Genomic DNA, 15021 nt, shown 5'->3' with positions numbered 1-15021 from the left:
AAAAGGTGCCATATCGTACAGCATCTTGGCACCTTTACAATCTTTGATTAGACCTTTTACTCCATTTGTGAGCGACAGGTTCAGCTTTCAATCAACCAAACTTCTTCGGCAAAACGACTGAGGCCTTTTTTGGCGCGTTTCGGATGCTGTGCGTTGGCTTCATCACGCAGTAAACGACGCACCGAAAACCCACTAAACAAGCGCTTCACTTCCTCTTCATTCACACTAAACGGTGGGCCACTCAGCTCTTGCTGATCGTAATCGAGGGTGACCAAAAGAATCCGTGCGCCCGGATTGAGCAGAGATTTCAGACGAGCCACGTAATCCGCGCGCATCCCTTCCGGCAAGGCAATCAGTGCCGCGCGATCATAAACAATGTCGACCGGTTGCAGCGGCGCCGTGAAGTAATCCCCGGTGTAAATCGACAGCTCATCAAACTGATACAGCTCATGCAGGCCGTTAATCTGCGTCACAGTTGGAGTATAGAAGTGTTCCGCAAAAAAGGCGCGCACTGCAATCGGGCTGAGTTCCACCCCTTGCACATCGTCATGTTTTTCTGCCAACCAAATGAGGTCTTCGCTTTTACCACATAACGGCACCAAAACGCGTTCATCACGCTTTGGCTGTGTTTCGTGCCAGTGATCACTGAGCAATGTGTTCACATCGGTCAAGTGAAAGCCAATTTGGTTTGAGGCCCATTTCGCGTGCCAAAATTCTGGATCGTTCATTCGTCATCTCTGAAGTCATGGAAGCGCGATAGGGTAACGAATTCTGGTTAAATTCGGTAGCCAGTTTTTAACACTTGGTCAGCGTTTTGTGAAAGACACACTTCCTTACACTCTCAAAAGGAACTGTTTATTCGGCTAATAGTCTGAATAACCGAGCATTGTCATGTGACAGACCACACACTCTGCACATTTGTCTTTGGGATTCGATTGAGTTTAGCGTTTTCAACCCAACATCTTTATTGAAGAGAATGCTTCGTTTGCACACTGTTATGGCCCTTCTGATTGCCAATTTTGACCTAACAGCGCAAGCTAAGGAGAGTGAATGAGCCTATTCTTACGAACGACGGCACTGATGCTTCTGGTTCTGAGCCGAGCGCCTGCTTTTGCGGCCGCTCTGCCTTTTGATACCACGTCGGAAGACAACCGAGGTGAATCGCAAAATCAAGTCAGTTCAAAGCTTTTCAAACATAGCCTCAGCGGCCTTTACGGCATTCAAACCACGCAAAACAGCGTTCTGCAGCCTTATCAGGATTTCGATATCCTCTACAGCAAGGCGCATCAAGCCCAGTGTGAACTGGAAACTTTGTGCAAAAGTACCGCACTACTCACATCCACCCACGCCTACTTTTCTGGCGTAAAATCACACCACCGCGCCTTGGAAAAAATCGAATTGGAATTGAATGGTCAACCGGAACGCATTACCGATTTAGCGCGCGCCACGATCATCGCCGACGATGTGCCGAGCTTGGTTGACGCCTATGAAGCCCTGAGCCGCGAAGCGACGGTGATGAAGGTGAAAAACCGCTTTAAATCACCAGCGGAATCAGGTTACCGTGACTTAAACGTGCTGGTTCAGTTGCCAAAAACCGGCATCATTGCCGAAGTACAATTTCACTTGAAAGCGATTGCCGATGTGAAAAGTGGCCCAGAGCATGACCTTTATAAACAGATTCAGAACATTGAGCGCACCGCAGGTCGTGACCAACGCGCACTCAACGATTGGGAGATGGCTAAAATTCAGAAGATTCGCCGCGAGTCACAAGATCTCTACCAGCAGGCATGGCAGCCTTACATCACCACACATATTCAAGCCGCATAAGCCAGATATGAAAAGACCACGCGAAAGCGTGGTCTAATGCTCGGTCTTTTTACGACTTTTTAATGTTCTCGACTCGGGCTTTTAGTTTTTGCCCTGGGCGGAACGTTACGACACGTCGAGCGGTGATCGGAATATCTTCACCCGTTTTTGGATTTCGACCCGGACGTTCGTTTTTGTCACGCAGATCAAAATTACCAAAACCGGAGAGTTTTACCTGTTCGCCACCTTCGAGTGCTTTGCGAATTTCTTCAAAAAACACTTCAACCGTTTCCTTGGCATCCCGTTTACTAAACCCTAGTTTTTCAAACAGGTTCTCAGCCAAATCGGCCTTTGTGAGCGCCATAAAACTTCCCTCAAAGCTATGTTAAACCTTGCTGTGCAACGACAGCACCAAAGCAATTTTTGCTTAGCCAATCAAAGACATAATTGGCATCACCTGAAAAGTGTATGCCAAGCTTATGATTTTCGCCAACTTTTTTATTGAGACCAACCAAAATCTCACCACAAAAAGAGACGTTCATCGCGCGCTTAGCCGCAAAACTTGTCTTCACATTTAAAGAAAAACTACTGATATTTTAGTTACTTATACTAATTCACCCAAAATATTTAGAGCTTCTCTCTAATTACAGCGTAGGAAAAAATTTTCGTTACGCCAAAAAAAATTTTTAAATTTATCTGTAAATCAGGTGGTTGCTCCAAATGATGCGCCAACCGATGGGGCAAATGCAAGTCATTCGGAATAAAAAAAGCAGGCTCTCGAGCCTGCTTTTTCACACAATTTGCGACCATTAGTCGCGCAGTGTGGCACCAAATTTCGCGGAGACATGAGCCACGATGGCTTCAACCGCACCGGCGATATCAGCATCTTCCAGCGTACGTTCAGCGGATTGTAGCGTCAGAGCAATTGCCAAGCTCTTCTTGCCATCCTCAACGCCTTTGCCCACGTAAACGTCAAACAGTTTGGCGTCTTTTAGGAATTCGCCGCCCTGCGCCAGACACGCTTTCACGATGTCACCAGATGCCACCGCGTCGTCAACCACAACCGCGATATCGCGACGGTTTGATGGGAACTTAGACAGTGCAACCGCTTCTGGGATCACTTTGGTGTTGATCGCCGACCATTCGATTTCAAACACGATGGTACGACCGTTCAGACCAAATTTACGCTCAAGCTCTGGGTGAACCGTACCGATCACACCGATCGTTTTGCCATCCAGAACAATCGCAGCGGATTGGCCTGGGTGCAGCGCTGGGTGTTTTGCCGCAGCGAAGCTGTATGCTTTGCCGTTCGCAGTCAGTTCCAGAATCGCTTCCACGTCGCCTTTCAAGTCAAAGAAATCAACGGTTGCGGTTTCTAGGTTCCAGTGCTCTTCACCACGAGTTCCTGAAATCACGCCCGCTAACATCGGCTCTTGGCGCATGCCGTTTTCAGCCGCTTGATCCGGAATGAAACGCAGACCTTGTTCAAACAGACGAACGCGTGGTTGCTGACGTTTTTGGTTGTGAACCACTGTGTTCAGCAAACCTTGAATCAGGCTCAAACGCATCGCAGACATGTCTGCTGAAATTGGGTTTGGCAGAATCAAAGGCTCTACATCTGGCACGATCAGTTTTTGCTGTTCTGGCTCTACGAAGCTGTATGTGATGGCTTCGTGGTAACCACGGTCAACCAGCAGATCACGAACGCGTTTCAGAGGCAGGTTTGCTTCTTTGTGCAGGTTCATGTTCAGTGCAGCCGCCGGCGCTTGGTTTGGAATGTTGTCGTAACCGTAGATACGGCCAACTTCTTCCACCAAATCTTGCTCGATGGCGATGTCAAAACGCCAAGTTGGCGCTGTCGCTGTCCAGCCTTCCGCTGTGGTTTCAACGCTCATGCCTAGACGTTGCAGGATTTCAACCACGTCCGCATCCGCGATGTGGTGACCCAGCAGGTTGTCTAGTTTCGTGCGGCGCAGAGCCACGGTGTTTGGTTTTGGCAGATCCGTATCAGATTCAGCCGCCACAACCGGTGCAACGTCGCCACCACAGATGTCGATCAGCAGTTGTGTTGCACGTTCCATCGCAGCGTGTTGCAGTGCGTAATCCACACCACGTTCGTAACGCATAGAAGAATCGGTGTGCAGACCGTAGCTGCGTGCGCGACCACGAATATGATCCGGAGCGAAGAATGCACATTCCAACAGCACGTCTTTGGTTTCAGTGCTCACACCTGAGTGCTCGCCACCAAAGATGCCCGCAATCGCCAGCGCTTTGTTGTGGTCAGCAATGATCAGTGTGTCGGCATTGAGTTCCGCTTCGTTGCCGTCTAGCAGCGTCAGTTTCTCGCCTTGCTCTGCCAGACGCACCACGATGCCGCCTTCGATCTTCGCCAGATCAAATGCGTGCATTGGCTGGCCTTGCTCAAGCATCACGTAGTTGGTGATGTCAACGATTGGGTCGATGGAACGAATGCCACAACGACGCAGTTTTTCTTGCATCCACAATGGCGTTTGCGCTTGAACATTGACGTTCTTCACAATGCGACCCAAGTAGCGAGGACACGCCGCTGGTGCTTTCACTTCAATCGAAATGTTCGCATCAATCGTGGGTGCAACAGGTGAAACGGCAGGCTCAGCTACATCCGCGCGGTTGAGTACGCCCACTTCACGCGCCATACCACGCAGGCTGAAACAGTCGGCGCGGTTTGAGGTTAGGTCAACATCGATGGTGACGTCATTTAGCGCCAGGAATTCACGGAAATCTGTACCGATTACGGCATCTTCCGCGAGTTCCATGATGCCGTTGGATTCAACATCAATCCCCAGTTCAGAGAAAGAACACAGCATGCCGTGAGAAGGCTGACCACGTAGTTTCGCTTTTTTGATTTTGAAATCGCCTGGTAGTACAGCGCCAACCGTCGCAACCGCGACTTTGAGGCCCTGACGGCAGTTTGGCGCGCCACACACGATGTCGAGCAGTTCTTCTTCGCCCACATCCACTTTGGTTACACGCAGTTTGTCGGCATCTGGGTGCTGACCACATTCCACAACGTGGCCCACTTTCACGCCAGTAAAAGTTCCCGCAACCGGAAGGACATCGTCAACTTCCAAGCCGGCCATCGTAATTTGGTGAGTAAGCTCGTCCGTGGTAACCGCAGGGTTAACCCACTCACGAAGCCAAGATTCGCTGAATTTCATTGTGATTAAACCTCTGGATTACTTGAACTGTTTTAGGAAACGTAGGTCGTTTTCGAAGAACGCACGCAGGTCGTTCACACCGTAACGAAGCATGGTCAGACGCTCAACGCCCATACCGAATGCGAAACCAGAGTATTTTTCAGGGTCGATACCCACACTGCGCAGTACATTTGGATGCACCATACCGCAGCCCAGTACTTCCAGCCATTTACCGTTCTTACCTTTCACATCCACTTCTGCTGAAGGCTCAGTGAATGGGAAGTAAGATGGACGGAAACGCACTTCCAGATCTTCTTCAAAGAAGTTGCAAAGGAAGTCGTGCAGGATGCCTTTTAGCTGTGCGAAGTTGACGTTTTCGTCAACCAGCATGCCTTCCACTTGGTGGAACATTGGCGTGTGTGTTTGGTCGTAGTCGTTACGGTAAACACGGCCAGGTGCGATGAAACGCAGCGGCGGCTGGTTCTCTTCCATGGTACGGATCTGTACGCCAGACGTGTGAGTACGCAGCATCAACTTTGGATTAAAGAAGAAGGTATCGTGGTCAGTACGCGCTGGGTGATCGTCGGCGATGTTCAACGCATCGAAGTTATGGAAATCATCTTCGATTTCAGGACCAGACTCAACGGTAAAGCCCAGTTCGCCAAAGAAGCTTTCAATACGCTCGATCGTACGGGTGACTGGGTGCAGACCACCGTTCTCGATACGACGACCAGGCAGGGTCACGTCGATGGTTTCTGCCGCCAGCTTCGCTTCCAGCTCTGCACGTTGCAGGCTGTCTTTGCGCGCAGCAATGGCTTTTTGAACCGTTTCTTTTGCGACGTTGATTTCCTGACCAGCAGTGCGGCGCTCTTCTGGTGGAAGTTTGCCTAGGCTTTGCAGCTGAGCCGTCAGCTCACCTTTTTTGCCCAGGTACTGAACACGCACTTCATCCAGTGCGACTAACGACTCTGCAGCATTAATGGCTGCGGTCGCGTTAGCAATAATCTCTTGTAGATGTTGCATCGTTTCCTCGTCTGCTGATGAGCAGTTTCCTTAAGGAGCCCAAAAGGGTGACCTTGGTGCCCTTTTGGGGTACCGATAGGCTGACCATAAGGGATTCTTGGGGTTTTTCAAATAGCTGTACATAGTAACGAAAGCTGCTGTCAAAGCCAAATTGAAATCGGCCTGAATCACACTTTCAACCGCAGGAAAAGGCGCTTTCGTTTATTTGTTAAACAGCCGAATTTGACCCTCCGATTATTTTTCGCCAGCTATCACTTTTGGTTATGGTGATTAGTGAATATTTTGATTTCTGTTTATACTCATCCCCACGTAAGGTGACGACTCCATCTTCATCATTTTTCGAGGTCGATATGAACACACACATCCAGCCCATCTGCGCAGACGACGATCCCATCATCTGCACGATCATTAAAAGCGTCGGTGCTGAATTTGGCGCAATTGGCGACGGTTTCGGCCCATCCGATGATGAAGTACTGGCAATGAGCCAGCATTATGTGGCTCAAAATCGCAGTGGCTATTGGGTTGCAACGCTGGGCGGCAAGATCGTCGGTGGCGGCGGCATCGCGCCATTCAACGGCAGTGATTCCGTCTGCGAACTCAAAAAGCTATTCTTGTTGCCGGAAAGTCGTGGTCATGGTTTGGGCAAAGCGCTGGCCACACAATGCCTCGCCTTTGCCAAGCACCAAGGGTTTACGCACTGTTACCTCGACACACTGTCGAATATGAGTACCGCAGTGCGTTTGTATGAGAGTTTGGGGTTTGAGCACTTGCCCTCGGCGATGCCCGGCACCGAACACAACGGCTGCGATGTGTGGATGCTGAAAACGCTGTAAGGACACGGATGAACAACTACAAACTGCTGCCTGCGCTGATGGCGCTGCTTGAAACCCGCAATCTCACGGATGCCGCGCGCCGCCTGAACGTGACTCAACCGGCGATGAGTAAGGCGCTGCGCTTGATTCGCGACGAGTTTCAGGATCCGATTCTCATCCGTGATGGCCAGCAGTTTACGTTGACACAGCGGGGCGAACAGCTCAAAGAGCGCCTGCCCGCGTTGCTGTTTCAGCTCGATCAATTGTATTTACCGCCGCAAGCCAATATTCAACATTGCGACCGCTCTTTCCGACTCGCGTTCAACAGTTTCATTTCCATGGATATTCTGCCTGCGCTCTGTGCTGAACTGTATGAGAAGGCCCCGCAAGCGGGCATTCAAACCTCGCTGTGGCAGAATGCACCGCTGAGTGAATTGGGTGAAACCAACTTTGACTTGCTGGGCACATTGGCGGTCACGGTGCCAGAGAATTTGTACGGTAAACGCCTGGCCAGTGACCATTATGTCATTTGCTGCTGTCAGACGAATGAGATCGCCACACACGGCATGTCGCTGGAGCACTACTTCTCCGCGCGGCATATTCTGGTCAGTGACTTACATGAAGAGACGCGACAGGTGGATAACTTGTTTCGTCAGCACAAGAAACAACGCCGCATTTTCGCGACGCTCCCTTCCCTTCGCTTGGCTTTGGAGACCGTCATTGGGACACACTGCTTGGTCACGGTGCCGCTGCATATCGCTGCGCAATACGCCAAGCGTTACCCGTTGGCGGTACTGAGTGCGCCGTTTGAATTGGCCACGCACAATTACTACTTACTGTGGCATGCAAAATTCCAAAATGACGATGAGCACCGTTGGTTTCGCGAACTCTGTTTTGCCCATCTGCAACGTGATTTTCAAGCCAAGTTGGCCTTGGGCTCTGCGCTCATCACTTCTTCAAATTGAGCCACACAAACGCGGTTTTTGCCCGCCTTTTTAGCGCGATAAACCGCCGTATCGGCGAGCTTAATCAACGCATGGTGATCGTTCATAAACCCATGGGATTCCGCCACGCCGACACTGATGCTCCCCCGCCAAGGCTCCATGCCCGTAGGCACCAACAGGTTGTTGACTTGCTGACGCGTCAGTTCTGCAATGTGCACGCCGCCATCGAGATCGGTATTAGGACAAATCACCAAAAACTCATCGCCCCCAAGCCGGCACACTAAGTCATCGCTACGAAACGCATGTTTTAACGTATGCGCCAGCGCCATCAACACGCGATCGCCCGCATCATGACCACAACTGTCGTTTACCTGTTTGAAGTAGTCTGCATCAATCATGATGCACACCAGCGGCAACCCTTGCTGCTGTGATTCGTTCCAATACGCTTCCAACTGGCGCATCGCTTTGCGGCGATTGGGTAAGGCTGTCAAACTGTCAGTCATCGATAAGGCTTCAAGCTGCCGATTCGCTTGCATCAACTGTTGCGTGCGTTCATGCACCTTTTCTTCCAGCGATTGGTTGACGCGAATCAGCTCGCGGTTTCGCTCCGACACCTGTTCAAACAAACCATTTAACGCATTGAGTAACGGCTCCGTCGCACTGTCTCGTTGTCGTTCTTCTTGCTCATACGCGTGTTGCGCCGAGAGGCCCTGCTCAATCGCTTTGACCTGCCGCGCCATGTTCTGATCGATACCGAGAATGTGGTAAGCGAGCCAGTGGATCAGGAACTCCAACAATTGCACCGCAGGCCGCTCATCGCTTTCACTGAGGAACGCCTGCATGCTGAAAATCTCCGACATAAAGGTACGATGAACATCAATGTGCTCACTCAGATGCGCCTCAGCGATGCCAACATCACGCATTAACTGCTCTTCTTCCTTGAAATGAAATTCGGCATAGCGTGAGAGTTCAAACAACGCCATACGCACGTCTTGCAATGAGACGTTATTTTCCGACAGTAACTCGCCATATCGATTAATGAACCCCACCAAATATTGATGCTGTTCATCGACATCATCGATGCCCGTTTCAAAATACCGATCCCATTGGAATGACTTCATATCAAGCAGAGGCTCCGTCGCGTAAAGAATTCACCATCAATGCATAAAACCACAATAAGTGTAATGACTATGCCATAGAAACCATCAATAGGTTGTGAGATAAAGCAGAAAATATGGACGCGTCACTGCGCCAAAGTGAAATAGCCGCCGCCCAAACGGCCACTCAACATGAAATAAATCATCTTAAAAACAGATAGATAAGAAACTTTCATGAAAAATCAACGCCATTGCCCGCGCAGAGGACTCGACCAAAGTATGACGCGCGACAACACATGACGTGTCACACCTAACGAATAAATGAGCGATCAACAGCGTCAACCATCCCTGAACACAAACGAATAGGCCGTGAAAGGCTGCTAAACTCTCTCTATCGCCCAACGTGAAGGATGAGGATATGGTGCGTCGACTGTGCATATTAATGTGGCTTTGCAGTTTCAACGCGGCTACGTGGGAAGCTGAGAAAGTGATGAGTGGCCTGTTGGTGCCTTGGGGAATGAGTTTTGTCTCCAACGATCAACTTCTGGTGACGGAAAGAAATGGCGATATTGTACTGGTGGACCTCAAAACGCAGACCAAAACCTCTCTGCTTCAAGTGGCCTCAGTGGCTGCGAGTGGTCAAGGCGGCTTGCTCGATGTGGCACTCTCACCTCATGACCCCACCGTGTTCTACTTCACCTACAGTAAACAACACGATTCCGGCGTCGATACCACGCTTGCCATGGCGAGCTGGGACGGAAAAACTGTCACGGCATGGCGAGACGTATTGATCACTGTGTCCAATTCCACCACAACGCGTCACTTCGGTAGCCGCATTGCCTTTGACGCGACCCACCTTTATTTCACTATTGGCGATCGCGGTATGCGCCCGAACGGGCAAGATCGCCGAACCCATGCAGGTAGCGTGTTGCGTTTAAACCTTGATGGTACGACGCCCGATGACAACCCGTTCGCTGGCAATCCCAACGCACAAGCACAGATCTGGAGCTATGGCCATCGCAACCCGCAAGGGCTGTATTACGATGCCCCCAGCCAAACCTTGTGGGAAATTGAACACGGCCCGCGAGGCGGCGATGAAATCAATCTGATTCGTAAAGGCGCCAACTATGGCTGGGCAACCACATCGTATGGTAAAGAATACTGGGGGCCGGTGTCTGTCGGCGACAGTGAAGAAGCGGACGGCATCGACTCCCCAAGGAAAGTGTACATTCCTTCAATCGCCCCCAGCGGCTTATTGCTCTACCGCGGTCAACGCTACCCGCAACTCAATGGTAAATTGCTGACGGGCGCCCTCAAGCTCACCCACATCAACGTGATCACGTTGGATGACAACCAGAGCGCCATAGAAGAGACGCGATTACTGGAGTCACTGAACGAGCGCATTCGCGATATTCGCCGTTCACCCGATGACTGGATCTACTTCTCCACCGACAGCGGCAATATTTATCGCCTCAAGCCGTAAAGTTACAATGCGCTGAAAGCCATATCAGATAATAAATTCTAGATAGCAAAAAGCCCGACCATTTCTGATCGGGCTTTCTTTGTTTGGAACGACGCGACCAGCTTGGGCACGAGGTTCGCCCTCTTCGCATGTGCCAGATAGCAAAAAACCCGACCATTTCTGATCGGGCTTTTCTTGTTTGGAACGACGCGACCAGCTTGGGCACGAGGTTCGCCCTCTTCGCATGTGCCAGATAGCAAAAAGCCCAACCATTTCTGATCGGGCTTTCTTTGTTTGGAGCGACGCGACCAGCTTGGGCACAAGGTTCGCCCTCTTCGCATGTGCCAGATAACAAAAAGCCCGACCATTTCTGATCGGGCTTTTCTTGTTTGGAACGACGCGACCAGCTTGGGCACGAGGTTCGCCCTCTTCGCATCCGCCAGATAGCAAAAAACCCGACCATTTCTGGTCGGGCTTTTCTTGTTTGGAGCGACACACGAGGTTCGAACTCGTGACCTCAACCTTGGCAAGGTTGCGCTCTACCAACTGAGCTAGTGTCGCATAAACTACATATTGTAGAGAGATGGTGCCCCGGGCCGGACTTGAACCGGCACGACTCGAAAGTCGAGGGATTTTAAATCCCTTGTGTCTACCAATTTCACCACCAGGGCACACAAAATTGTTGCGATGGTAACACCATCTAAGCATCGAATAACGATACTCAAATCGAAGTAACACGACCGATTGTCGATCCTATCACTGTAATTTGGAGCGACACACGAGGTTCGAACTCGTGACCTCAACCTTGGCAAGGTTGCGCTCTACCAACTGAGCTAGTGTCGCAAATGGAGGCGCGTCCCGGAGTCGAACCGAGGTCCACGGATTTGCAATCCGCTGCATGGCCACTCTGCCAACGCGCCTCTGACACTCTTCAAGGCTCACCGCATTGCGGCATTCCTCTGGAGTACGGGATGCATTCTACGGATTCGATGAAATGAGTCAACACAATTTTTTTGATTTTAAATCGTTTGTCTATTTTGCATTCAAAAAGCGTTGATTTGCTCAGTTTACTAGCAAAAAAGCTCGATATTTCCACAAGATAACCGAACTCAGACCGAGCATTTCATGGCGAAATACTCGCTCAACCTAAAACAAAAATCGAGAGACAAAAAAACGGGCTTTCGCCCGCTTTTCTATTGATGTTCTTCGCTGAGTAGATCGTCTTTGGCGGCCGCCAAATATTGCACCATTGACCAGTAGGTCAAAATGGTCGCCACGTAAATCGCAGCGTAACCCAGCCAAACCATCCAGTCGTCGTAGCGCCAAATCAGCACCCACAATGCAAACATTTGGGTCAAGGTTTTCACTTTACCGATCCAAGACACAGCAACACTGGCGCGTTTGCCAATTTCCGCCATCCACTCGCGCAGTGCAGAGATGATGATCTCGCGCGCAATCATGGTAACCGCAGGAATGGTGATCCAAATGTTGTGGTAGTACTCAGTAATCAGAATCAGCGCAGTGGCGACCAACACTTTATCGGCAACCGGGTCGATAAACGCACCAAAACGCGACGTCTGCCCGAGTTTTCGCGCCAACATCCCATCCAACCAATCGGTGAACCCTGCAACCCAGAACACCATCGCTGCTGCAAATGGAGCCCAGTGGTAAGGTAAGTAGAAACACACGACAAAGACTGGGATCAGAAAAAGTCGTACTAAAGACAGAATATTGGGAATGTTAAAACGCATATTTTTAGGCTCTTATCGACTGCGCGTTTATGGTGCGGTATTTTTCTTATTGTTTCAATGTTTGATAAATGATTTCTGCTAAAGAATGACTGATGCCCGGCACTTTGGCGATTTCTTCAACAGTTGCACGTTTGAGCTCTTGCAAACCACCCATGTATTTGAGTAACGCCTGACGACGTTTGGGTCCAACCCCTTCAATGCCTTCCAGTGCACTGGTGCGACGCGTTTTACCCCTTTTGGCTCGGTGACCAGCAATCGCGTGGTTATGGCTTTCATCACGAATGTGTTGAATCAAGTGCAGCGCAGGTGCATCACTTGGCAAATGAAATTCATCGCCATCGGTGGTGATCAGCGTTTCCAGACCCGGTTTGCGCGTGACCCCTTTGGCAATACCAATCAGCCGCGGACGCTTCGGCCAATCTTGCCAACACTGCGTCATGATTTCATGTGCGCGGTTCAACTGCCCTTTGCCGCCATCGATAAAGATGATGTCTGGAATTTTGTCGACATCTAACTGCTTGCCGTAACGGCGCTCGAGCACTTGCCCCATCGCCGCATAATCATCACCCCCGGTAATGCCCGTGATGTTGTAGCGACGATATTCCTGCTTGAGCGGGCCTTCTTGGTTAAACACCACGCATGAGGCGATGGTACTTTCCCCCATGGTGTGCGAAATATCGAAACACTCCATGCGAGTAATGTTGTCGATCCCCAACTCATCTTGCAGCGCTTTGAAACGCTGATTGATGGTCATCTTATGGTTAATCTTGGTGGTGATCGCCGTCAGCGCGTTGGTGTTCGACAGCTTCAAATAGCGCCCACGCGTGCCCGTTGGATTAACGTGGAAAGTGACTTTGCGACCCGCCAATTGCGTTAAGGCATCCTGCATTGGTTTGGCATCCACCAGCAATCCATCATTCAACAAGATACGGCTTGGCATCGTCCGCGCTTCATTGTGGCTGAGGTAATACTGGCTCAGGAAGCTCTCAAACACCTCTTCTTGCGACGTGTTGTGTGGAATCTTCGGAAAGTGGCTGCGACTGCCAAGGATTTTGCCCTGACGAATCATCAAAATATGGATACAGGCAATGCCCTTTTCCTGCGCAAAACCGAGCACGTCCATGTCGTCCATGCTGTCCTCAGACACGAATTGCTGCTCTTGCACTCGGCGAATGGCCTGAATCTGGTCGCGAAACTTAGCCGCATCTTCAAAGCGCAATCCCATGCTGGCTTTTTCCATCTTATCGATGAGGATTTCCAGCACTTGTTTGTCTTTGCCTTGCAAAAACAGGCGCACGTAGTTCACCAGTTCGGCATAGTCGTCATCAGAAATAATGCTGCTGACACAAGGCCCTGCACAGCGACCGATCTGATACATCAGGCACGGGCGTGTTCGGTTGCTGTAAACCGTATCTTCGCATTGACGCACCGGAAAGATCTTCTGAATCAGGTGTAGCGTTTCACGCACCGCCCCGGAATCCGGATACGGGCCGAAGTATTCGCCTTTGCGTTTCTTGGCACCACGATGCATCGACAGCCTCGGGTGACGATGACCGCTGATGAAAATATATGGGTAGGATTTATCATCCCGCAGTAGCACGTTGTACTTTGGCAGGTACTGCTTGATGTAGTTGTGCTCAAGGATCAGCGCTTCCGTTTCGGTATGCGTGATCGTCACATCGATTTTCTCGATGTGCGTCACCAACGCCCGTGTTTTTTCGCTGTCTATCTTCTTGCGAAAGTAACTGGAAAGACGCTTTTTGAGATCTTTGGCTTTACCGACATAAATAACCTCAGCCTCGGCATTGTACATGCGGTACACGCCGGGCTGATTGGTTACTGTTTTCAGAAAGGAGGTCGAATCAAATGAAGACACTTATAACTTCTCAGTGTCGAGCATTCCGTGTCGAATCGCCAAATGCGTCAGTTCCACATCACCACTGATGTCGAGCTTCGCAAATAGTCGATAACGATAACTGTTGACCGTCTTCGGACTTAAATTCAATTGTTCCGAAATATCAGTCACTTTCTGTCCTTTGGTGATCATCAGCATGATCTGAAGTTCACGTTCGGACAAATCGGCAAATGGGTTTTCGGAGGCGGGTGAAAACTGACTTAACGCCATTTGCTGGGCAATTTCCGGAGAAATATAACGTTGACCACTGTGCACCACACGAATGGCGTTTACCATTTCGTCAGGTGCTGCACCTTTGGTCAAATAGCCCGCGGCTCCGGCTTGCATCACTTTAGTCGGGAACGGGTTCTCTGTATGAACGGTTAAAACGATGATCTTGACGTCAGGATTGAAGCGCAGGATCTTCTTTGTGGCTTCTAAGCCACCAATACCCGGCATGTTCATATCCATCAGTACGACGTCAGCATGTTGGCTACGACACCACTTCACTGCTTCTTCACCGCTATCAGCTTCCCCTGCTACGTTCATTCCACGGACGTCTTCAATAATACGTCGTATCCCTGTGCGAACCAGCTCGTGATCATCTACAAGGAAAACACTTATCAAACTTGTATCTCCACACTTATTAATTGGCTCTGCACCCACTGAGATAGTGGATAGCAGCTTGGCTGCCTTAGTCTAACTTAAATTCGGAATATTTTCTTACTCTGAATATGTGCTCAAACGCAAAGTTTAGCAAGCACTTATTTTTGCTCACCATCACGGATTGAGAATCGATTATTAAATCAACAAGTTAAGAATTATATCAAACCGTTTGCGTCATTTTTATCGTCATCATTCAATAGTTTGAACGGGATCCGGTAACGAATAAAAATTGACTCATTCTCAGCCACTTGGTGAATATTATTCCGGTTAAAAAGCGTGCCAATATGACGAATTATCATGCTGACAAGGCAGATATTCCTGCCATTAATCTCCCCACTTTCAGAATTTTGATATAGTCTCTGCTCAATCAAACAGAATGTTATTAATATC

Annotated in this window: 12 protein-coding genes and 4 tRNA genes; 4 read left to right on the top strand and 12 right to left on the bottom strand. The window is 49.9% G+C overall.

Annotated features, from left to right (window positions below; all coding sequences use genetic code 11):
* Positions 1–80 precede the first annotated feature (80 nt).
* Positions 81–728, bottom strand: coding sequence for a thiopurine S-methyltransferase (locus ACF8PK_RS08595; protein WP_055466766.1), 648 nt, complete (start codon positions 726–728; stop codon positions 81–83).
* A 322-nt stretch (positions 729–1050) separates the two neighbouring features.
* On the opposite strand from ACF8PK_RS08595, the gene ACF8PK_RS08590 reads away from it, so the two are divergent.
* Positions 1051–1827 (top strand): hypothetical protein, encoded by a 777-nt coding sequence (locus tag ACF8PK_RS08590; protein WP_004726207.1) that lies wholly within the window; start codon positions 1051–1053, stop codon positions 1825–1827.
* Positions 1828–1876: 49 nt separating this feature from the next.
* On the opposite strand, the gene ihfA is transcribed toward ACF8PK_RS08590, so the two are convergent.
* The 3 genes from ihfA to pheS all read right to left on the bottom strand — a co-directional run bounded on the left by ihfA (position 1877) and on the right by pheS (position 6005).
* Complete coding sequence (gene ihfA / locus ACF8PK_RS08585; RefSeq protein WP_004726208.1) at positions 1877–2170, bottom strand: integration host factor subunit alpha; 294 nt, start codon at positions 2168–2170, stop codon at positions 1877–1879.
* Between the two features lie 445 nt (positions 2171–2615).
* Positions 2616–5003, bottom strand: coding sequence for a phenylalanine--tRNA ligase subunit beta (gene pheT, locus ACF8PK_RS08580; protein WP_392440768.1), 2388 nt, complete (start codon positions 5001–5003; stop codon positions 2616–2618).
* Positions 5004–5021: 18 nt separating this feature from the next.
* Positions 5022–6005 (bottom strand): phenylalanine--tRNA ligase subunit alpha, encoded by a 984-nt coding sequence (gene pheS / locus ACF8PK_RS08575; protein WP_004726210.1) that lies wholly within the window; start codon positions 6003–6005, stop codon positions 5022–5024.
* 350 nt (positions 6006–6355) lie between these two features.
* On the opposite strand from pheS, the gene ACF8PK_RS08570 reads away from it, so the two are divergent.
* Positions 6356–6838 (top strand): GNAT family N-acetyltransferase, encoded by a 483-nt coding sequence (locus ACF8PK_RS08570; RefSeq protein WP_238770772.1) that lies wholly within the window; start codon positions 6356–6358, stop codon positions 6836–6838.
* Between the two features lie 8 nt (positions 6839–6846).
* A complete protein-coding gene (locus ACF8PK_RS08565; RefSeq protein ID WP_055466770.1) occupies positions 6847–7782 on the top strand; it encodes a LysR family transcriptional regulator in 936 nt (311 codons plus the stop codon).
* Here the strand turns inward: ACF8PK_RS08565 and ACF8PK_RS08560 are convergent.
* Positions 7734–8882 carry a GGDEF domain-containing protein gene (locus tag ACF8PK_RS08560; protein ID WP_004726213.1) on the bottom strand — a complete coding sequence of 383 codons (1149 nt, stop codon included), beginning with the start codon at positions 8880–8882 and terminating at the stop codon, positions 7734–7736. The genes ACF8PK_RS08565 and ACF8PK_RS08560 overlap by 49 nt on opposite strands.
* Before the next feature lie 394 nt (positions 8883–9276).
* Here ACF8PK_RS08560 and ACF8PK_RS08555 point away from each other — a divergent pair, with 394 nt between their 5' ends.
* Positions 9277–10341 carry a PQQ-dependent sugar dehydrogenase gene (locus ACF8PK_RS08555; RefSeq protein WP_392440765.1) on the top strand — a complete coding sequence of 355 codons (1065 nt, stop codon included), beginning with the start codon at positions 9277–9279 and terminating at the stop codon, positions 10339–10341.
* 464 nt (positions 10342–10805) lie between these two features.
* Here ACF8PK_RS08555 and ACF8PK_RS08550 read toward each other — a convergent pair.
* From ACF8PK_RS08550 to uvrY, 7 genes are all read right to left on the bottom strand, one after another.
* Positions 10806–10881: transfer RNA gene (locus ACF8PK_RS08550), tRNA-Gly, on the bottom strand.
* 23 nt (positions 10882–10904) lie between these two features.
* Positions 10905–10991, bottom strand: a tRNA-Leu gene (locus ACF8PK_RS08545).
* A 96-nt stretch (positions 10992–11087) separates the two neighbouring features.
* Positions 11088–11163: transfer RNA gene (locus ACF8PK_RS08540), tRNA-Gly, on the bottom strand.
* A gap of 3 nt (positions 11164–11166) precedes the next feature.
* Positions 11167–11240: transfer RNA gene (locus ACF8PK_RS08535), tRNA-Cys, on the bottom strand.
* Between the two features lie 273 nt (positions 11241–11513).
* Positions 11514–12071, bottom strand: coding sequence for a CDP-diacylglycerol--glycerol-3-phosphate 3-phosphatidyltransferase (pgsA, locus tag ACF8PK_RS08530; RefSeq protein ID WP_004726215.1), 558 nt, complete (start codon positions 12069–12071; stop codon positions 11514–11516).
* 46 nt (positions 12072–12117) lie between these two features.
* Positions 12118–13947, bottom strand: coding sequence for an excinuclease ABC subunit UvrC (gene uvrC / locus ACF8PK_RS08525; protein ID WP_392440763.1), 1830 nt, complete (start codon positions 13945–13947; stop codon positions 12118–12120).
* A complete protein-coding gene (uvrY, locus tag ACF8PK_RS08520) occupies positions 13948–14592 on the bottom strand; it encodes a UvrY/SirA/GacA family response regulator transcription factor (RefSeq protein WP_038151245.1) in 645 nt (214 codons plus the stop codon). It lies immediately after the preceding gene.
* Positions 14593–15021 lie beyond the last annotated feature (429 nt).

This window comes from Vibrio sp. CJQ_6, assembly GCF_043106745.1.
In the GTDB taxonomy this organism is placed as follows: domain Bacteria; phylum Pseudomonadota; class Gammaproteobacteria; order Enterobacterales; family Vibrionaceae; genus Vibrio; species Vibrio furnissii.
This window is presented reverse-complemented; position numbering and strand designations above follow the sequence as displayed.